Source organism: Paenibacillus sp. 01T47 (genome assembly GCF_056398245.1).
In genome coordinates this window covers 1-20,757 of record NZ_JBFTPA010000016.1, presented here as the reverse complement: position 1 = coordinate 20,757, position 20,757 = coordinate 1, and the positions used below count along the sequence as shown (strand labels likewise).

Here is a 20,757-nt window from a genome sequence, read left to right as displayed (position 1 = left end):
GGATGAAGGTAACGGTGGCCATCTGCACCCATAACCGGGCGAAGGATACGGGAGAGGCAATAGAGAGCGTAATCGCTCAAAGCTTTGAGCGGGAACAAATCGAGATTGTTGTAATCGACAACAGATCAACAGACAATACGGCTGAAGTGGTAGGCAAGCTTGCATATCGGTATGGTCCAAGCATTCGGTATATTTTTGAGAACAAGCTTGGTTTGTCGGTAGCCCGCAATCGAGCGATTAAGGAAGCAAACGGTGAATTCATTTTATTTTTGGATGATGATGCGTTGGCTTCGCGGGACTGGGTGCAGCATATTGTGAACGTATTCGAAAGCGATCCGGCGATTGGCTGTGTAGGCGGCAAAATTGATCCGATCTGGGAAGCGGCTGAGCCGGACTGGATTCCAGAGGAGCATCGCTCGGTATTCACGATTCTTGATTATGCAAACGTTGTGAAGGAAATGCCTGCACCGTCCATTCCATATGGCGCAAACGTTGCGTTTCGGGCAAGCGTCTTTCATAAATATAAGCCGTTCCGAGAGGATCTTGGGCGGGTAGGCACAAACCTGCTCTCAAGTGAGGAAAGTGAGCTTATCGCACGAATTCGTGAAAGCTACAAAGTATTTTATACGCCATATGGATCCGTTCAACACAAAATTGCCAAGGAGAGAACGACAAAAAAATGGTTTTTGAAGCGGATCTTCTGGCAAGGCGTGAGCGATGCGGTTAAGCGGCAGGATCGAAGCCTCTTTGCTATCGTAAAACATGTGATCCGAATGATTCAGGCAATCGGAACATCCTTGCTGTCGATTTTTCATTTTAAGAAATTCATCAGTCAAGTCGTGAAAATATGTTATCGCAACGGGTCATTAGTCGGCATTCTGCGCTATAACGGTAGGGGTTGACGGAAAGCTATGGCACAGCTTGCTATTTCAAAAGCGTGGAGAGGCAACGGCCTCGTTCAAACGATTATGCGCACGAGTGCAACGAACCTGCTAGTCATGGTTATCAGCACGCTGACGTCCATCGTGACGGCGCGTATGTTCGGCGTTGTTGGCAAGGGCGAATTTTCAGCCATTTTGTTTTGGCCAACGCTTCTCGCGGGTCTTGTTGGCTTCGGCCTGCCGACCTCTCTTATTTATAATATGAAGCAAAACAAAGGCAGCGGCAGTGATTTTGTAAGAGCGGGTTTTCTATTTCAAATTCCGGTCAGCATCATCATTGGCGTGGTCGCGTGGGTATGGCTGCCGGTATGGCTTGGCAACTATCCTGCTGACATCATTCAAATTACGAGATGGTATACGGTACTCATGCTGCCGATTCTGCTCGCTATCAATTTAATATCTGCGCTGGCGCAAAGCACTGGCAAGTTTAACATTTATAACGGTGTGCGCTTATTGGTTCCGCTGTGCAATTTGGTTGGGCTCTTGGGGTTATGGGCGATTGGTGATTTAAGCCTGCATAATGCTTCGCTTGTATTTCTCGTAACCAGCGTGCTTGTCGTTTCATGGTCACTCTATAGTTTAAGAGAAACGCTTCAGATGAACTGGTTGAAGGGACTCGGCAATCGGCTGGCAGCGAAAGCGTTATTTGGCTATGGCAGCAAAGTGTTCGGAGTGGAGCTTCTCGGCACGCTTTACACACAGTTTGACAAGCTTGTCATTCTATCGATGCTGACAGCTAGAGAACTGGGGTTGTATACGGTCGTTTATGCGCTGTCCCGCGTATTCAATGTCGTACAGATGGCGATTACGAACGTTGTGTTCCCGAAGGTTACCGGCATGGAGAAGTCAGCCATCATCGCAACGGTAGGCAGGGCGTTTCGGTTATCGATGCTGCTGATGACGATTGTCGTCATCCCGAGCATGTTCATCGGGCGTTATCTGATGGGCATCCTGTTCGGAGCGCCGTTCCTTGAAGCAAGCGGGGCCTTCTATCTGCTGTCGTTCGAATGCATTCTCGGCGGGGGCTCATGGATTTTGGCATCCTCGTTTAATGCAATGGGCCGACCAGGGCTGGTGCTTGTCCGCCAGCTTATTGCCTTAGCGGCAACCATCGGATTGTTTTTTCTGTTTACACCCCTGTATGGGCTAAATGGAATTGCACTTGCTTTATTAATCGGCGCGGTCATTCGTTTAGTAGTGACGTTGGCTTCGATGAGAATTATTTTCCAAGTAAAGCTATCAGGGATGTTGTTTGATAAAAATGATTTCCGTTTTTTAATCGAGCGTTTGAAAGACAAAAAACAACGTAAAGGAGCGCGTTGATATGCAAGTTGAAGCACAGGTACATCCGATGGAGGGCCTCAAAAAAATGCTTCTCCGAATTACAAAGGTGATACCACCGGGTTCAAGCATTTATTATATCGATTATCCCGTTTACAACAATGGCGGCGATTTGCTCATTATGAAGGGTGCAGAGGCGTTTTTTAAAGACAATCATATCCGCGTGGCTGCGCGTTATAGCGTTCTTGATTTTCCAGACAAGCTGACCATTCCGAATGATCAAATTATCGTGCTTCAAGGCGGAGGCAACTTTGGTGATTTGTACCCGGTTCATCAGAAGCTGCGGGAGAAAATCGTAAAGGATTATCCTAATCACCGAATTGTACTGCTGCCGCAGACGATTTTCTTCGAGAAGGAAGCGGAGTATGATCGCACGGCGCGTATTTTTAACGCGCATAAGGATGTTCATCTTTTTGTGCGGGATACGCTGTCCTATGGGATAGCAGCTCAAAAATTTGATAAATGCTGCGTATACTTATCGCCGGATATGGCACATCAGCTGTGGCCTATTTTGCCCAAAAGCAGCCCCGGCAAGGAGCTGCTCTGCTTCTTCCGTACCGACATCGAGAAGACAAGCGAGCAGGCGAGCTTTGAACTGGCAGGGAGTGGCGATTATTTGGACTGGGCTTCCCTATACAATCGCGTCGAGAAAAAATCAATTAAGATGATCGGGCAAATGATGACGAAAAGCGGTGTCCCTCTGCCGATGCAGGCGATATGGGGCAAGTACTCCGACTATCTCGTAGACAAAGCGGTCAAGCGCTTCAGCGGCTATCGCATCGTGCAAACCTCTAGGCTGCACGGGCATATATTATCCTGCTTGATGGACAAGCCTAATACGCTGCTCGATAACTCATATGGCAAAAACTCGAACTATTACAATACATGGACCAGCGGGATCAAGTCAGCGCAGCTGGTGGTGAAGAACGAAGCATAATGATCTTGGCATATCGAAGAGAGTAAGTATGAATCGAATCACCGTATTATAAAAACGATTAGGAGGAATCAACATGAAGATTGTTCTTCTATCCGGAGGCTCAGGCAAGCGGCTGTGGCCGTTGTCGAACGAATCGAGATCCAAGCAGTTTTTGAAGGTGCTAAAAGACGAGAGCGGCGAGCGTGAATCGATGGTTCAGCGCGTATGGGGACAAATCACGAAGGCGGGTTTACGCGAGCATGCTTACATCGCAACAAGCAAGCCGCAGGTAGATATGATTCACAGCCAGCTCGGAAGCGAGATTGAAGTGATCGTCGAGCCGGAAAGAAGGGATACCTTCCCTGCTATCGCGCTCGCAGCAACCTATTTATATTCGGTGCAAGGCGTAAGCTTGAATGAAACAGTCGTTGTCATGCCCGTTGATCCCTACGTGGAGCAATCGTTTTTCCATAAGACGAAGGTGCTTGAGCTGGTTTTGAATGAATCGGGAGCAGATTTAGCGCTTATGGGCGTGAAGCCAACATATCCTTCGGAAAAATACGGCTATATCGTTCCTGAGCTTGCAGCTGAGGCGAACCATTATGTCAATGTAAACAGCTTTAGAGAAAAACCCCGCGAAGAAGAAGCGGCAGCCATGATTGAGCAGGCTGCACTTTGGAACTGCGGGGTTTTTGCATTCAAGCTTGATTTTCTCATTAACATTCTGATTGCTAATGAACTGCCGATTCAATACGACGAGATGCTGAAGCAATACGGGAAGATGCCGAAAAACAGCTTTGACTATGAAATCGTAGAAAAGTCCAATCATATCGTGGCATTGCCATATGAGGGCGATTGGAAAGACCTTGGAACTTGGAACACCTTGACCGAGGAAATTGAAACGCCGCTTATTGGAAAAGGGATTATTTCGGGAGATTCAACGAACACGCATGTCATTAATGAGCTCGACATCCCGATTACGCTGCTGAATGTATCGAATGTCATTGTAGCGGCGAGTCCGGACGGAATTTTGGTATCGGACAAAGCGGCTAGTCCTATGATCAAGGAGGTCATGAAGCATTCCGACCAGCGTCCGATGTATGAGGAGCGTCGTTGGGGCCGCTATCGTGTGCTTGATTATTTGAAATATCCCGACGGCAAGGAAGTGCTGACTAAACGAATATGCGTTGCGCCAGGACGGAACTTAAGCTATCAATATCATCTGCTGAGAGACGAGGTATGGACGATTGTTGCCGGACATGGCGTCATGGTGCTGAATGGTCGAAGCTTTGAAGTGAAATCAGGCGATGTGCTAACGATATCGAAAGAAAGCCTTCATAGCCTGCGCGCAGAAACAGAAATGGACATTATCGAAATTCAGACAGGGACGGAGCTTATAGAAGAGGACATCGTCCGGCTTGCCTTCGATTGGAATGAGATTATGCAAATATGCACCGTATAAATAAATCATTCAATGAAGGAGCGAATAGCATGAACATCACGGTTATTGGAACTGGCTATGTGGGGCTCGTCTCGGGCATTTGTTATGCGGAGCTTGGCAATCGCGTCATTTGCGTAGACAAGGACCCGCGCAAAATTGAGACACTAAACGCTGGCGGCATTCCGATCTATGAGCCAGGCCTCAAGGAGCTCGCAGCGTCGAACCGAGCAGCAGGAATGCTCACCTTCACGACTGATTTGCGAAGCGCGGTACAGCAATCGGACATTATCATTTTGGCGGTAGGAACACCGCCGTTGCCAAATGGCGAGGCTAATCTATCTTACATTGACCAAGCAGCCATAGAGATTGCTAAGGCGATGAACGGTTATAAAATCATAGCGGTAAAAAGCACCGTACCCGTTGGAACGAATGAACGTCTAGCAACCGTCATCTCCTCCCACACGAGTGAGTTGTTTGACAGTATCTCGCTGCCAGAGTTTTTGCGCGAGGGCTCGGCGATACAAGATACGCTGCATCCCGATCGCATTATTATTGGAGCCAGCTCACAAAGCGCAGCAGAAATTATGAAGCTGCTTCATATTCCCTTAACGGAACAAATCGTTATTACAGATATTCGCAGCGCTGAAATGATTAAATATGCGTCCAATGCATTTCTAGCTACCAAAATATCATTTATCAATGAGATCGCTAATATTTGCGAGAAGGTAGGCGCAGATGTAACGAAGGTAGCTGAAGGAATGGGTTATGACAAGCGAATTGGCCCATCATTCCTAAAAGCGGGAATCGGCTACGGGGGCTCTTGTTTTCCTAAAGATACAAGCGCCTTAATTCAAATTGCCGGACATGTTGATTATGAGTTCAAGCTGCTGCGCTCGGTAGTAGAGGTCAATCAGGATCAACGCTTTAACGTCATTCGCAAGCTGGAGACGATATTTCAAGGTGAGCTTTCAGGCAAGACGATTGCAGTATGGGGGCTTGCATTTAAGCCGAATACCGATGATGTGCGCGATTCGCCAGCATCGGAAATTATTCAACATTTGGTGGACAACGGCGTTAAGGTCAAGGCTTATGACCCTATTGCGACTGACAACTTCCGCACTTTATATGAAATTAGCGGTGTTGAATGGTGCGAGGACGCGATGGAAGCGGCAAAAGATGCGGATGCGCTTTGCTTGCTGACAGAGTGGGAGGAGTTCTCGCATGTTGACCTTGGACTGCTTCAACAAGTATTAAAAAGTCCGATTCTGATTGACGGCCGCAATGTTTTCGAAGAGGAGCATTTGGTTGGTACTGAATTTGTTTATTACTCCGTAGGCCGCCCTAGCCTTAATCAAGGCGTAAAGCAGCAAATACCTGTATTACAATTTTAAACCAAACTAATGACCAGAGGTGAATGAAATGACGTTTCGAAAAAAAGTAACCTTATCCGCGCTGGCGATCTCTATGCTTACAGCATCGCTAGGCGGATTACCGCTCAGCCAGAAAGGGCTGACCGAGAAGCTGGGATTTGTTCAAGCGGCGAGTGCCGCAGAAGCTGCGCTGCCTTCAAGCGTGTTTTTGGAGCGTATGCAGGCTCTATATGCAGCACTAGCAGCTGGGGACAAGAAGGACATGCAAGAGGTTAAAAATTTGCGAGATGAAATTGCCGGTTTGGATGAAGCAACAAATCAGCAGCTGATCGATCCGATTTGGACCAAAATTAGCGAGAAGCTTCCTGAGTCTGCCGATAAAGCAGAACTTAAAGCGAGCCTGTTCCGGTTGATCAAGGCTGTAGGCTCCTTCCGTTACGACCCTGAAGCCTCTGATTTGGAGGCTATTCGCACGAATCCAGAGTTTCGTGCAACGTTAAAGACGATTGCAGCTGCCGGCGGTGACGAAAACATCCGATTGGAAGACTTTCTTGTCTTTATGTTTGGCGATGGCAGCAGCCGTAAAGGCGTTGAAGGAACGATTGGCAGCTTGATCGCGGAGAAGTCTCCGGAGGAGCTGATTTTGCTGCTTGGCAATAAGCAGGGCATTGTAACGGTTCTTCTTCAAGCGATGGAGAAGCTGATGGGTGAGACAAAGGAGTACAAGTTCAGCTCTATTTTGAAAAATTTAGGCGTGACGCCGCAGGATGTAAGAGCGACCGTACAAAACTTCCAGGTGAAGCTTCAGAAGGACGAGCCTGCGATCAGCGCGATGACTGTGGCGTATATTCGATCAAGCGTGAAATCAAGCGTGAAAATAGACTACACCGGTCGTGTGCATTCGTATAGCTTAAATGTGTTCGGCGTATATCTTTTCCCACAAGTGCTGCAATGGTCAAAGGTATCCGGCGATTCTAATGTAAAGGTATTGCCTACGGGTGTCGTTACTATACCGGATGCTGCGAAAACCGGCACAGCTGTTATTCAGGCTAAGCTGATTAATCCATACGGTGGCTCGGCGAAAGTCATATTTGAGCAAGAGGTAACCTTAAACGCTGCAATTTCGCATGAGACCGAATTTCCTGTAGAGTCATTCCTTGCGCGGATGAATAAGCTGCATTCTGCTCTAGCAGCAGGAGATCCAGCAGATATTGGGGCTGTTCGCAATTTGCGTGATGAGCTTGCCGGGCTGGACTTTGCTAAGGATCACAATTTAATTGATCCGATTTGGAAGAAGATTGCAGCTAAGCTGCCCGCAGAAGCAGACCAAGCAAAGCTGAAGGCTGTTTTATTCAATATGGTTAAGGAGATTAGCTTGATTCCATATGACCCGCAGGCTGCAAGTTTAGAGGAGATTCGCAAAAATCCTGAATATCGTGCAGTGTTAGCTGAGCTTGGAGCAGCCGGAGGCGGCGAAACTAGCTTTGTCATAGACGATATTCTCATGTTTTTATTTGGCGATGGTGGCGTTAACCCAGGTGTAGATGGCGCGATAAGGCAGAAGCTTGCCAGCCTGTCACCGACTCAGCTGCTGCAGTTGATTGGAGATAAGCAAGCGATTTCCACACTGCTGCTCCAGAAGACAGAGGAGCTGCTAAGTGAAACCGGCAATTATAAGTTCAGCTCCGTTTTAAGCCAGTTGGGTGTAACGGCGGAGGAATCTGCTGCAACCATGCTTAACTTCCAAGCTCGATTGAAGATGGATGAGCCAGCAATTCAAGCGCTAATTATCGCTCATATGCGCTCTGAAGCTGTCGAGGCTGTTAAAGTCAGTGAAGATGGCCGTGAGCAAAAATTCAGCTTGAAGGTGTTCGGCGTGGATGTTCCGCCGCTTGCGCTGCGGTGGAGCAAAGTATCTGGAAGCAAAGATGTGAAAGTATCTACTGGCGGTACGGTTACGCTTCCGCGAGGCGTTGCCAGCGGATCGGCGGTTGTTCAAGCCACATTGATTAACCCATATGGTGGACAAGCTAAAGTTATATTTGAGAAAGAGGTTACGTTAACAGCTACAAATGGAGAGGGAGAACACTTCCCGGCAGAAGAATTCCTTGAGAGAATGAATAAGCTTCACGCGGCACTGCTTGCTGGAGATCCTTCGGATGTGCAGGATGTACGCAATTTGCGCGATGAGATCGCCAAGCTTGATTTTGCCAAGGATCAATCACTTATTGATCCTGTCTGGGTCAAAATTGCTCCTAAGCTTCCCGCATCGGTTAACCAAGCGGAGCTGAAGAAGACTGTGTTCCAGATTATTCAGTCTGTAGGCTCCCTGCAATATGATCCAGAAGCGAAGGGACTTGAAGCGATTCGAACGAATCCAGAATTCCGTGCTGCACTGAAGACGATTGCCGCAGCAGGCGGGGTAACAAGCCTCAGCATGGATGATTTCCTCGTTCTGTTGTTCGGTGATGGAGCTGACCGTCCGGGTGTTGAAGGGACCGTTCGCAAAATTATCTCGGATATGAAGCCGCAGGAGATCGCTCAGCTGCTCGGCAACAAGGAAAAAATAAATGCGGTTATTATGGAAGCCATGGGTGAAATTTTATCCAAAAAGGATGATTATGCATTAAGCGAGGCGCTGAACAACTTAGGTGTTAAATCGGCTGATGTACGACTATCTGTTTTTAAATTCCAACTAAAGCTGAAATATGATGAGCGGGCCCTTAACGCATTAACAGTTGCTTATATCCGTTCAGAAGTTATTTCGGCGGTGAAGATTACGGATAGCGGAAGGCAGCATGAATACAGCTTGAAGCTGCTGGGCACTGTTTTGCCATCCTCGTTCTTGAAATGGAAGAAAGTATCGGGAAGCAAAGATGTCACGGTCGATTCGCGAGGGAAAGTAACGATTCCGAAAAAGGTTGCTAATGGTACGGCTGTTATTCAAGCGACGTTAGTGAATCCATACGGCGGCTCTGCTAAAGTGATTTTCCAGCAAGAGGTGACGCTAGTTAATGAAGATGTGGAAATTGATCCTAAGGCAGAGTTTAAGAGAATAGCTGAAGAATTGGATAGCAAGCTGAACGAGGTTAAGAAAAAGCTGAAAGCAGCGACCAATGATGAGCAGAAGGCACAACTGATCATGGATGTTGTACAGGCTAGAAATGTAGCTGTTGATGAGATCAATAAAGTAAAAACAACGAACGCGCTGAAAAATAAGGCGATAAACGAAACGAAAAGCAAGGTCAACAAATTGCTTACTACTATTATTACGGAAATCATGCGATCTTAACAAAAAGCAGCCAGTCTTCCTTCTCGTCTAAGAGAAAGGAGACTGGCTGCTTTCTATTCAAAACGGAAGGTGGTATGAGCATAATATGAGCAAGCATCATGCTAGGAAGAAACGGCGTCCGCGGCTTCAGAAGCCGGATACGATTAATATTATTTTAGGCTCGTTAACGCTTATTCTATTATTTGTGTGGGGCGGTCTCTATTGGAATGAATCCTCACAACAATCACTTATTGTGAATGCGAATGGCGCAGCATTAAACGAGCAAGCACAGCTGAGTGAGGAAGAACTGTATGGGACTGCTCCTGAGAAAACGAGTCCAACTGTAGATGGCGTACCGCCAACAACTGACAAAACCGGCAAACCAGTGGAACAGGTGGCAGGTAAGCCTGCTGGAAGTGGAGGGGAAGCTGTACTGCCGGAGAAAGAGGCGGATAAGCCGGCTGGGGAAAATGAAAATCCTTTGCCCGTTCAGACGACGAAGCCATCAAGTACAACTAAACCGAACAAAGGGACGGAGACGAAGCCGAATGATGGTTCAACGTCAACGCCAACGACAAAACCAAAGCCAACGCCTTCGCCTGATCAGCCAAATGTGCCGGAAACGGAAGCTCCAATTACGTCAACGGAAAAGTATGAGCAGCAGATTGTCCAGATTCAAGCTAAGTGTACGCAGGATATGAATGATATATTGGCAGGAGCGGAAACAAGTATTGCGCAATTGGATATGTCTGACCCTTACGCGTTTCAGGAGTTAAGCCAGAAATGGATGGACGGGCTTTCGAAGGTGGAAGCGACATGCAGTACGAAAATGCAGGGAATTATTGCACAAGCAGAAAAGGATAATGTAGAGGCAGAAATTACGGATAAGTGGGAGCAAACGTTCAGCGATCTCATGCTGCAGCTTCAAGGGCAATTCGAGGCGAAGCTGCTGCAATTGATGGGCGGCTGAAGCTAAGAACGTTTGGAGTTCCTTATTTTAATCAAATATAGATATAGTGGATAGATCATCCATCCTTTGGCAAGGTGCGATCGCGGAGTACACGTTCGAGCAAGTTGCGAATTAAATCCAGATCGTCCTTTTCCAAAGGAACCCCATCCCAGTGCAGCTGATCATAATTCAAATATTCCTTCGCATTATGATTGAGCTCGATTGGCGGCTCAGGATAATCAGTAAGCCCAAGAAGATAATCAGCGGAAGTGCGCAGCTTGCGTGAAATGGTTTGAATGGATTCAAGAGTCGGCTGTCGATAGCCGGATTCATAGCCTGCATAGGTGCTTTTCGCAACTCCTAAATAATCAGCAACTTCCTGCATCGTTAATTTCCTCGATTTACGCAGCTGTTTAAGGCGCTTCGCAAACATCAATATCCCCCTCTCCAACGTCACAATGTCTATTTTAAATGATCATATTGCTTGCAAGGTAAATGCACACATAATTATATCATGTTTTCCAATTGCATGTACAAATCAGAACACTAGCTTGTTGTAAGCAACCTTACAGCCGCCAAAAGTCCCTCTCCGACTGCGAATTGACTCCATAAGCACATCTATGTGCTTATAACCACCAAACTCATGATACTTCAAGGCTCTAAGAACATATACGTGCTAACAGCCAATTTAGATCACTATTTCAACGCTGGTTTTACTCCATAAGCACATATATGTGCTTACAGCCGCCAAACTCATGATACTTCAAGGCTCTAAGAACATATACGTTCTAATAGCCACCATAAATCCCCACTCCAACGGCCCACCTAACACTATAAGCGTATATATGTACCTACAGCTACCAAACTAACATAACTTTAAGGCTTTTAGAACACCGGCTTGCTTACAGTCACCTTCACTAATCAACAGCCCAGTATGCCGCCGCCGAAGTCTGTCGTTTTTGCAAAAGCTGCCTAAATACACGGATATTTGAACAATCATTATGGTTTTTTCTAATGAAAGCGCATTCTTTATAAGAGTACTATTAAGAGGTAAATATTTCTTGCCAAAAATTTTGCGTGATTGCTAGAAACGTTTACAGCTTATTTTAGCCCATTTATGAAAGGGGAACAAACGCTGAATGAGTAAGCGATTGAAACGGAGCATGTCGTTAGTGTTGGCAGTAGTTATGGTTTTCTGCACGGTTTTTGCTGGATTTACAAATGAGCAAGCAGAGGCCGCGCAAACTGCACAGCCGCAGATGTGGAAGTTTGATTTTGGTTCAGCGCCAGCACCTGCTGGAAGTACAGGCGGTCCTGTTGCGGATGGTTATATCGGAATTACTGGAACGACGCTTTATACACCTGAGAAGGGCTATGGTTTGGATATGAATCTTGCTTCTCGTTTTCGAGGGGCAGAATCACCGGATAACGTAATTAATGATTTTGTTTTGGGAGGAACAAATGTTCCTTTTGTATTCAAAGCGGACATACCTAATGGCAACTATAAGGTCACGCTTTATTCCGGTGATCTTCTTCAAACGACTTCTACCTACAAAACGAAGGTAACGATTGAGGATGTAGCCGGGGAATCTATCAACTCTCGCAGAGCTGTAGAGAGCAAGGTTTATCATGCTTCAGTCGCAGATGGACAACTAAATATTCAACTGACAGGCGATGGAACATTCAGTGTATTGAACGCTGTTATTATCGAGCAAGTACTTCCTTCTGCGCCAGAAGGACTCATGCTGACGAGTATAAGCGCAAGCGGAGTTTCAATGAAATGGACAGCTGTCACGGATGCAGTTTACTACCATGTATACCGTACGACTGGCGGCAGTGAGCCAAGTGAGCCAATTGCTGAGCAAATCAAAGAAACGAGCTATTCCGATGCTAATGTAAGTGTTGGGGACAGCTATACGTATTATGTTTCGTCAGTCAATGCCTTTGGCCAGCAGTCGCCTTTAAGTACAGCTAGCGAGGCTGCCTTGATTCCGATGCCGCAGTCTCCTGTTTTTCCCACCAATCTAGCAGTTACCGAAGTGAATGCCGCCTCTACTCGGCTTGCTTGGGGCGCTTCTGTTGGAGCGGCGGACTATGTCGTATATCGTTCGGATGCAGTGGATGGGACGTATGCTGAGATTGGCCAATCAGCAGCATCGTCGTATATCGATCAAACAGCGAATACCGCTATCGTGCAATATTACAAAATAAAAGCACGGAATGGACAAGTCTTGTCCGACTTCTCGGCTTACGCGGCAAGCACCGTGTATGTGCCGCCGGTTGTCTTGCCGGATGGAGATGTAAAACGTTTTGATTTTGGAAAAGGTTGGGCAGCCGATGGTTATGTTTCCGTTTCCTCTGCTGCTGCTTATTCCGCGGAGCGAAAATACGGGTTTGGTGATCCGGCAAAGGTAAGCTTCGTCGACCGCGGCACAGCGGATGCGCTGCGCTCGGACTTCAGCATCGTAAAGGACACATCCTTCATTGTGGATCTGCCGAATGCAGATTACACCGTGTCTCTTATTGCAGGGGATCTGAATGACGTAACAGATATTTCAATTACGGTCGAGAACATGGAAAAGGTAAAACGACTGGACGGCAATGCGGTTAGGCCAGCAGGTCAATTTCTTGAAATGAGCTTCGATATTGCGCTGGTAGACGGGCAGCTGAACTTCGAGTTTACGGGTACTGCTCCAAAAATCAACGCGCTCGTCATTATGAAAAAGGCGGAGCGTACACCAGGCGAGCTGCCTACTATTTATCTAGCAGGTGATTCTACAGTACAAACATACGATCCGTACTGGCTTCCACAAGCGGGCTGGGGACAAATGATTCCAAGTTTTTTCTCTGAAAATGTTATTTTCAAAAATCATGCGATCGGCGGTCGTAGCACCAAAAACTTTATATCCGAAGGCCGCTTGGATGAGGTGCTGAGAGCTATAAAGCCGGGCGATTATTTCCTCGTGCAATTTGGTCATAATGATGCAACGATTAGCGTTCCGGATCGTTATGCATCTCCAGCTGATTACAAAAACTATTTGAAAACGTATGTAAACGGCGCGAAGCAGCGCGGAGCAACGCCAATTCTTGTGACGCCGATGGGCAGGCGCAGCTTCAACGCCGAAACTGGAAAGTTTAACGTCAGCTTCCCAGAATACGTGCAAGCGATGAAGGAAGTGGGGCAGGAGCTTGACGTTAACGTGGTCGATTTGAGCGCGCTGAGTATTGCGTATTACGATTCAATCGGTCCAGCAGCAACGTTATCCGTGTTCCTTCATACGCCAGCTGGTGTATACGGAGCATTCCTGAATGGCTCCGCTGATGATACGCATTTCCAAGAATATGGCGCCATTCAGCTCGCGCGTATGCTTTCGGCAGCGATCAAGCAGCTGGATTTGCCTCTGGCTCAATCCGTAAAAGAAATTGAATTGCCAGCAAACGTGCCAGCTAAGCCGACTAGCCTTATCGCTGGAAGCATAAGCAATGCAGGAGCATTGCTCAAATGGGACAAAACAGCAACGGCTGATATTTACAAAATCTATCGCAAGCTTTCCTCAGAGCCGGATAGTGCGTATGCGATGATCGGTACCTCTACACTTCCAACGCTGAATATGGGCGGCCTTGTGGAAGGGAACAGCTATCATGTATATGTGACAGCAGTGAATGGCAAAGGGGAATCTGCGCCATCCGATCCTATTTTTATTCAAACGAAATCGGCTTTGTACAAATATGATTTCGGAACGATTGGCGGTGTAGTTGAGGCCGGTTATACCGAGGTTACTCGCAATACGATTTACACTGCTGAACGCGGGTATGGCATAACAGATAGCACAGGGATGATAGATCGAGACCGCGGAGCGGGTACAGATGCGCTCAGACGAGACTTTGTTGCTTATTTTGGCAAAAGCTATGAATTCAAAGTGGACCTGCCAAACGGTTATTATTCGGTCAAAACCTATACAGGGGATTGGATCGGATCAACGAAAACGAATATTAATATCGAAGGCAAGGATTTCGGCACGGTTTCCTCAGGCAAGGAAAATATTGCTGAACGAGTGTTCAACATGATTGCCGTTAAGGACGGGCAGCTGAACATGATCCTCAGCGGTCAGACTGCTCATTTGAATGGGGTTGAAATAACGCCGCTGCTTCTAGCGCCTACGAAGCTAGAGCTAAACGATCTTGATTTGAGCAGCAATCCTATTAAGGCGGAGCTTTCATGGACGGGAGTAGCAGATGCTGTAAAATATCATGTTTATCGCAAGGCTACTGTCGCAAGCAGCGCTGAGCTGCTAGGCGTGACGACGCAACCAACGTTTATTGATACAAGCGCGGATGTTGGCCTTGAGTACGTATATTCGGTGTCGGCAATAGACAATACCGGATTTGAGTCGGTGACATCTAATTTCCTACAGGTGTCCATGATTGATCCGAATGTGGAGAAAGCAGCGATTCCATCTGGCCTTGCGCTTGCTTCCATTCACAAAAACGATATCAGCTTCACTTGGGATGCCGTTCCACAGGCAAGAATGTACAATGTGTATCGCGCCAAAGAAGCGAATGGCCCTTATACGTTGATTGGAAAGTCATCTACGGCAGCTTATACCGACAACACCGTTTTGACGACGATTCCTTATTACTATAAAGTGGCCTCTGTCAATGAGGGCGGCATTTCTGAGCTGTCGGGTGCTTTGGAGACGCAGGCAATTACAACGCTTGTTCGTGCAATGGAGTATCTGGATCGTTCGCCTGTCGCCATTAAGACGGAGAACGGCAACTATTTGGGATGGCGTATGTTAGGACTTGATCCAGAGTCAATCGGCTTCAATGTTTATCGTGACGGCGTCAAGCTTAACGATGAGCTAATCACGAAGAGCACGAACTATGTGGATGCTGCGGGTACAGACACATCCTCGTACCATATTACATCAGTGCTGAGCGGTGTTGAGCAGGCGGCGACCAGCAGCTTCGGCGTTTGGCAAAAGCAGTACAAATCAGTGCCGCTGCAGAAGCCAGCCGATGATTATACGAAGGACGGACAGCCGTACACGTATGCAGCGGGTGACGCTAGCGTAGGGGATCTCGACGGTGACGGTAAATATGAGATTGTCATGTTATGGTCGCCATCCAACAGCAAAGACAATTCCCAAGCCGGTTATACGGGCATTGTGTATATGGACGCTTATAAGCTTGACGGCACGCGGCTATGGCGCATTAATCTCGGACCAAATATTCGAGCAGGAGCGCATTATACGCAGTTTATGGTTTATGACTTGGACGGTGATGGACGTGCGGAAGTAACGTTCAAGACAGCAGATGGCACGATTGACGGAACGGGAAAAGCCATCGGTGATCCTAGCAAGGATTATCGCAACAGTACCGGATATGTTTTGCTAGGTAATGAATATTTAACCATATTCGAGGGTTCAACTGGAAAAGCACTTGCCACAACAGAGTATGATCCGCCTCGCGGTGATGTTACAGCGTGGGGAGATGCTTATGGCAATCGGGTAGACCGTTTTCTAGCAGCGGTCGCTTATCTTGACGGCGAGAAGCCAAGCTTGGTTTTTAGCAGAGGGTATTACACACGTACGGTGCTTGCTGCTTATGACTATCGCAATGGTCAGCTGACGAAGCGGTGGGTATTTGACTCTAACGATGAAGGGAACGGCTCCTTTGCAGGCCAAGGGAATCACAATTTATCGATAGGCGATTCGGACGGCGACGGCAAAGACGAAATTCATTTTGGCGCGATGGGTATTGATGACGATGGCAAGCCGCTCTACAATACGGGACTTGGTCACGGTGATGCGATGCACTTTGGCGACCTTGACCCTGAACGTCCGGGACTGGAAATATTCGCTGTACAAGAGCATAGCGACTCCCCATACGGGATGGATTTGAAGGATGCGCGTACAGGCGAAATTATTTGGGGGATTCATACCGGCGTAGATACGGGCCGCGGGATGTCAGCGGATCTCGATCCAAGATATTTGGGTGAAGAGATGTGGAGCGCCAATATTGTAAGTAGCGAGCATATCCCGGTTACAGGATTGTACAGCGCCAAAGGCGAGAAAATAACGACGAGCATCCCAAGCTCGACAAACTTTGGCGTTTGGTGGGATGGCGATCTGCTGCGCGAGCTGCAGGATTATAATCGCATCGATAAATGGGATTATATGAATGCAAAAACGGTTAATTTATTGACCGCAGTTGGCTCCTCTACAAATAACTCGACGAAAGCGAACTCTAGCTTGCAGGCTGATTTGTTCGGCGACTGGCGTGAGGAGATCATGTGGCGTTCAGAAGACAGCAGCGAATTTAGAATCTACTCTACTGTGGATGAAACCGAATATCGCATTCGCACGCTGATGCATGATCCGAACTATCGTTTAGGAGTAGCTTGGCAAAATGTTGCTTATAACCAGCCTCCGCATCCAAGCTTCTATTTAGGAGACGGAATGGCGATGCCAGCAGCTCCAAATATTCAATATATTCAAGCGCTAGTTACCTCGATAACGGTAACAGCGGCAGGGCAAGCCGATTCTGTTAAGGTGGGCAGCACGCTCCAGATGAATGCAGAGGTTCATATGGATACTGCGGTTAACAAAAATGTTGTTTGGTCAGTTGTGGATGAGGATGGCAGCACTACTGCTCTGGCAGCAATCGGAACAGATGGCCTGCTTCATGCGACAGCGGAAGGAAAGGTAACCGTCGTAGCGACGGCTGCGGATGGATCGGGTGTAAAAGGGGAGAAAAAAATTACCCTGCTTGCAGATCCAGTCGTTTCACCAAGTCCAACACCGACACCAACACCAACTCCAAGTCCAACACCGGATTCATCGTCGGGTGGAACAGCGCCAACTCCAGCACCTGCTGGCAATCAAGTAACGGTTGAAGCAGTGACAGTGAACGGAAAAGCGACAGCGGTGGTAGAAGCTGCGGATCTCCAAAAAGTGATCGAAGCAGCAGCGAAATCGCTCACCATTAAGGTGAATGCGGTAGGGTCTGCCAAATCAGTAGAGATCAGCATTCATGGCGGAGCGTTTGCGGGCTTGAATACGAAGGATGAATTATCTTTAACAATTGATACGGGCTCGGCAAAAGTAACCCTTTCGAACAAAGCACTTAAGGGTGCGCTTGGCGCAGGTACAGAAACGCTAAAACTATCAATCGATAGGATGGATACTTCTGGACTCTCCGAGGCTATTCGAGAGAAAGTTGGCGATGGAACCGTCTATGATTTCAATCTATATGTAGGCGATAAGAAAATAAGTGAATTCGCGGGCGGCAAGCATACACTTGAGATAAGTGTTCCTTATGTGCTTAAGCCAGGTGAGAAGCCGGGCAATGTGGTCGTTTATTATATCGCAGACGATGGCAAATTCGAAATCGTTCGCAATGGAAAGTATGATGCAAAAACAGGGATGATCACCTTCAAAACGAATCATTTCAGCTATTATTCTAGCCTATACGCAGCATCTGCATTCACGGATCTGAATCAAGCTTTATGGGCAATCGATCCGATTGAAGCATTGGCAGCGCGCAGCATTGTTAATGGCTATGGAGATGGCAGCTTTCAGCCAAATAGCGAGGTGACACGAGGAGCATTTGTGAAAATGCTGATGCTAGCAGTAGAGCTAGAAGACAGCGAAGGAGTAAGCAGCTTTAGCGACGTGAAAGCAGGCGCATGGTACGCCAGCTCAATTGCCGCAGCTGAGAAGCTTGGCATAATAAAAGGCAAGTCTGACGGAACCTTTGGCGTCAACGAGCTTATCTCACGGCAGGATATGGCCGTTATGGCCTACCGTGCAGCTGAGGTAGCTGGCTTGAAGCTTGTGAGTGGAGGCGGAATTGCTTTCACCGATCAGGAGGAGATTGCCGATTATGCAGTCAAGGCTGTTCAGGAAATGCAGTCGACAGGCATTCTGAACGGCATGACGGGTAATACATTTATGCCAAATGGATGGAGTACAAGAGCACAAGCAGCAAAAGTCATTTATTCGATGATGAGCATGCTCGAATAAAATACGTCAACTGAGCAGATCCCTATAGCGAAGGAAAGCCGAGTGATTCGGATTCCGCAGCTATAGGGATTTTTTATTCAATAATATCTTGAATATGCCATGGGGACTTAGCGGTTTCTCGTTTGAACATAAAGGTATAGACGCTGCTTCGGCGAGGCTTATTCAGCTGATGGATGGATACAGGCAATCTTATTTCGGTCGTTAAAGCATCACCAAGCTCATCGGTGTGGATCTGGCCTTTGGACTTTGGCGGGATTTGCTCTCGTATGGAAACGAGTGACTCCATAACATGTAAGATGGAAGCGAGCTTTTCCTTAGGCATTTCTTTGGCGAGCGGAAGCAACAACTCATGGTCTTGATGATACATCGCTTCTACGAAGCTTCTAGCCAGAACGCTCGGCTGAACAGATTCGAAATAAGGTTTGATTTGACCAGCAGCCTTATGTACCATCATTTGGTGCGCGGGGTCTGGAGTGTCTGATTTATGGGTGGAGCTGCCTAGAAAATGAATGCAAAAGTGTCCAGAGAAGCCGTTCTCTGGAATGCCGTCACCGCCATGCGGCATGCCATTCATAGAAGCAGCGATCCAGGTGTCGCCGGAGTGGACGAGTATGGCCTTTCTTTTCCAGCTCCATTTGTCATTATAAATTTGCTTCATAACACGGGAATCTTCTTTCGTTAACGGCTGAACATCTGCATGATCGCTGCCTGCGCGCCGTTGTACATGGAAGGTTAATCCCGTTTCCAGCTCCGTCACAGAAAACATGCTTTTTTTAGGCAAAAGCTCCGTTGCTTGCTGCCATGTCAACAATTTCCCGTAATGCTGTGTCCGCAACCCTTCGGCTAACCGAACCAGCTTCTTAGCCAGCTTGTCAGGCAAAATTATTTTTTCTGCTTTTGCTTCGTTCCAGAGCTGTCCAGAGCGATCCAAGCGATAATGTACCGTTTCAGCAGACTTTAACGCGATGTCTATATCGGAGTAATAGTCTATTTCAGCTTCAGGAACATGCTTGGATTGACGCAAAGCGGCATTCATTTCTTGGCTTTCGATTTGCAGCTCGCTCATAAATGAGGAGTGTTGACCAGAGCGGACAGTCATAATCATTATATGTTGCTGCTGCTGCTCATTTGATTTTTTGGGCTTCAACATCATCGTCTGTGCAGCGGCATCGTTGGTTTGTAAGGTTAACAGCGATATAAGAACGAATATAACAACAGCTGCTTTTCTCCAGGTCCGGGTCATAAGTTGTCCTCCTCCAATCACAATTGTAGTTATCTTTATATTCAGCCAATGTCCCGTTAATTATGTGGTCACCGCGTATGCATGCTTCTGCCTAAAATGATTCATACTAGCACGGATACTACCGTATAGGGGTGATTAACGACAATGGGATTGCCGTGGATTCTGGCCATATTGTTTTTGTTCCAGCAAGGAGCATATTCTGAATCTTTAGTTATCGAGCATGAAGGCCATGCGATTTCGGAAATGAAACGTGCACAGTATAGCGATTCGATGACTGGCATACCGCTCGTTAATCAAGAGAAGCTTGATAAATTTATGGATGAGCTTGATAAACGAGTGCAGAAGCCTCCTATTAACGCAGCGCTTGATGGAGCGGGGAGTATCATGTCCGAGCAGACAGGAAGTAAGCTTAATCGGAAAGCGTTCGAGGAGCTGTTTTACAGCTTTATTTTTGAAGGGGAATTATTAAAGCTTGAGGCTCCTATGCTAACGACTTATCCGAAAGTAGACAGTGAGCTGCTCTCGAACATCAAAACCAAAAAAATTGGACTCTATGCTACATACTACAACTCACGCAACAAAAACCGTTCTCATAATGTTGAATTAGCTGCGAAAGCAATTAATAACCATGTCGTTTTCCCGGATGAACGGTTTTCTTTTAATGAGGTTGTTGGCATGCGGACAAGGGAAAAAGGGTATTTGCGTGCTCCAGTCATTGTGAGGGGAGAGGTTTCGGAAGACGTCGGCGGTGGTATTTGTCAAATTTCATCTACCCTCTTTAATGCAGTGGATCGGGCAGGACTCAAAATTGTTGAGCGCTACTCACACAGCCGGCATGTCAAATATGTTCCGCCAGGACGCGATGCGACGGTAAGCTGGTATGGGCCGGACTTTGTGTTTCAAAATAAATATGATCAGCCTATACTCATTCGTGCTTATGCGCAGGGAGGGCAGGTTAGCATCGTTATTTGCTCTTCGGAAGACGTTAATGCAAAAACGAGACAAGTGCCCAGCGCTTCGAGAAAATTGCCTGAGGAAATCAAGCTGGAGATGGATGCTGGCGGTTCGGAGCCAAAAAAATAAACGATTAGAATAGAGACTGCCGAATGAATGAACTGCACCCCGTCAAGTAGACATTACAAATAATAAAACCTGTTAAACGGCCTTAGTCCTAAACTCCATTGGACTGAGGCCGTTTAGTTTCGCCTGTAATCGTTCGTAATTGTAAAAGTGAATGTAGGCTTCAATGTCCCGTTCA

Annotated in this window: 12 protein-coding genes; 9 read left to right on the top strand and 3 right to left on the bottom strand. The window is 47.1% G+C overall.

The features are described from left to right. The first annotated feature begins 2 nt into the window (after positions 1-2). From AC1DOV_RS25390 to AC1DOV_RS25360, 7 genes are all read left to right on the top strand, one after another. A complete protein-coding gene (locus AC1DOV_RS25390) occupies positions 3-902 on the top strand; it encodes a glycosyltransferase (protein ID WP_441884894.1) in 900 nt (299 codons plus the stop codon). A gap of 9 nt (positions 903-911) precedes the next feature. Further along, entirely contained in the window at positions 912-2,264 is a 1,353-nt protein-coding gene (locus AC1DOV_RS25385) for a lipopolysaccharide biosynthesis protein (protein WP_339204772.1), read from the top strand. Between the two features lies 1 nt (position 2,265). After that, the gene (locus AC1DOV_RS25380; protein WP_477551329.1) at positions 2,266-3,219 is read left to right on the top strand and encodes a polysaccharide pyruvyl transferase family protein; all 954 of its coding nucleotides are present in this window, start codon (positions 2,266-2,268) and stop codon (positions 3,217-3,219) included. A 73-nt stretch (positions 3,220-3,292) separates the two neighbouring features. Then, positions 3,293-4,660, top strand: a complete 1,368-nt coding sequence (locus AC1DOV_RS25375; RefSeq protein ID WP_477551328.1) for a sugar phosphate nucleotidyltransferase — start codon at positions 3,293-3,295, stop codon at positions 4,658-4,660. A 29-nt stretch (positions 4,661-4,689) separates the two neighbouring features. Next, positions 4,690-6,030 carry a UDP-glucose dehydrogenase family protein gene (locus AC1DOV_RS25370; RefSeq protein WP_441884887.1) on the top strand — a complete coding sequence of 447 codons (1,341 nt, stop codon included), beginning with the start codon at positions 4,690-4,692 and terminating at the stop codon, positions 6,028-6,030. A 28-nt stretch (positions 6,031-6,058) separates the two neighbouring features. Continuing rightward, positions 6,059-9,301 carry a hypothetical protein gene (locus AC1DOV_RS25365; RefSeq protein ID WP_477551327.1) on the top strand — a complete coding sequence of 1,081 codons (3,243 nt, stop codon included), beginning with the start codon at positions 6,059-6,061 and terminating at the stop codon, positions 9,299-9,301. Positions 9,302-9,386: 85 nt separating this feature from the next. After that, positions 9,387-10,250, top strand: a complete 864-nt coding sequence (locus tag AC1DOV_RS25360) for a hypothetical protein (RefSeq protein WP_477551326.1) — start codon at positions 9,387-9,389, stop codon at positions 10,248-10,250. 55 nt (positions 10,251-10,305) lie between these two features. On the opposite strand, the gene AC1DOV_RS25355 is transcribed toward AC1DOV_RS25360, so the two are convergent. Beyond that, positions 10,306-10,662, bottom strand: a complete 357-nt coding sequence (locus AC1DOV_RS25355; protein ID WP_441884881.1) for a helix-turn-helix domain-containing protein — start codon at positions 10,660-10,662, stop codon at positions 10,306-10,308. A gap of 706 nt (positions 10,663-11,368) precedes the next feature. Here AC1DOV_RS25355 and AC1DOV_RS25350 point away from each other — a divergent pair. Continuing rightward, complete coding sequence (locus tag AC1DOV_RS25350; RefSeq protein ID WP_477551325.1) at positions 11,369-18,256, top strand: rhamnogalacturonan lyase family protein; 6,888 nt, start codon at positions 11,369-11,371, stop codon at positions 18,254-18,256. Between the two features lie 73 nt (positions 18,257-18,329). Here the strand turns inward: AC1DOV_RS25350 and AC1DOV_RS25345 are convergent, their stop codons facing one another. Beyond that, entirely contained in the window at positions 18,330-19,499 is a 1,170-nt protein-coding gene (locus AC1DOV_RS25345; protein ID WP_477551324.1) for a hypothetical protein, read from the bottom strand. 144 nt (positions 19,500-19,643) lie between these two features. On the opposite strand from AC1DOV_RS25345, the gene AC1DOV_RS25340 reads away from it, so the two are divergent. Next, positions 19,644-20,582, top strand: a complete 939-nt coding sequence (locus AC1DOV_RS25340) for a VanW family protein (protein ID WP_477551323.1) — start codon at positions 19,644-19,646, stop codon at positions 20,580-20,582. Positions 20,583-20,654: 72 nt separating this feature from the next. Here AC1DOV_RS25340 and AC1DOV_RS25335 read toward each other — a convergent pair whose 3' ends face one another. Then, complete coding sequence (locus tag AC1DOV_RS25335) at positions 20,655-20,747, bottom strand: IS3 family transposase (RefSeq protein WP_477510785.1); 93 nt, start codon at positions 20,745-20,747, stop codon at positions 20,655-20,657. Positions 20,748-20,757: the final 10 nt, after the last annotated feature.

Coding starts and splice junctions, on each gene's coding strand:
- AC1DOV_RS25360 (WP_477551326.1), top strand. CDS start 9,387: ATGAGCAAGCATCATGCTAGGAAGAAACGGCGTCCGCGGCTTCAGAAG.
- AC1DOV_RS25370 (WP_441884887.1), top strand. CDS start 4,690: ATGAACATCACGGTTATTGGAACTGGCTATGTGGGGCTCGTCTCGGGC.
- AC1DOV_RS25365 (WP_477551327.1), top strand. CDS start 6,059: ATGACGTTTCGAAAAAAAGTAACCTTATCCGCGCTGGCGATCTCTATG.
- AC1DOV_RS25345 (WP_477551324.1), bottom strand. CDS start 19,499: ATGACCCGGACCTGGAGAAAAGCAGCTGTTGTTATATTCGTTCTTATA.
- AC1DOV_RS25375 (WP_477551328.1), top strand. CDS start 3,293: ATGAAGATTGTTCTTCTATCCGGAGGCTCAGGCAAGCGGCTGTGGCCG.
- AC1DOV_RS25350 (WP_477551325.1), top strand. CDS start 11,369: ATGAGTAAGCGATTGAAACGGAGCATGTCGTTAGTGTTGGCAGTAGTT.
- AC1DOV_RS25355 (WP_441884881.1), bottom strand. CDS start 10,662: ATGTTTGCGAAGCGCCTTAAACAGCTGCGTAAATCGAGGAAATTAACG.
- AC1DOV_RS25390 (WP_441884894.1), top strand. CDS start 3: ATGAAGGTAACGGTGGCCATCTGCACCCATAACCGGGCGAAGGATACG.
- AC1DOV_RS25380 (WP_477551329.1), top strand. CDS start 2,266: ATGCAAGTTGAAGCACAGGTACATCCGATGGAGGGCCTCAAAAAAATG.
- AC1DOV_RS25385 (WP_339204772.1), top strand. CDS start 912: ATGGCACAGCTTGCTATTTCAAAAGCGTGGAGAGGCAACGGCCTCGTT.
- AC1DOV_RS25340 (WP_477551323.1), top strand. CDS start 19,644: ATGGGATTGCCGTGGATTCTGGCCATATTGTTTTTGTTCCAGCAAGGA.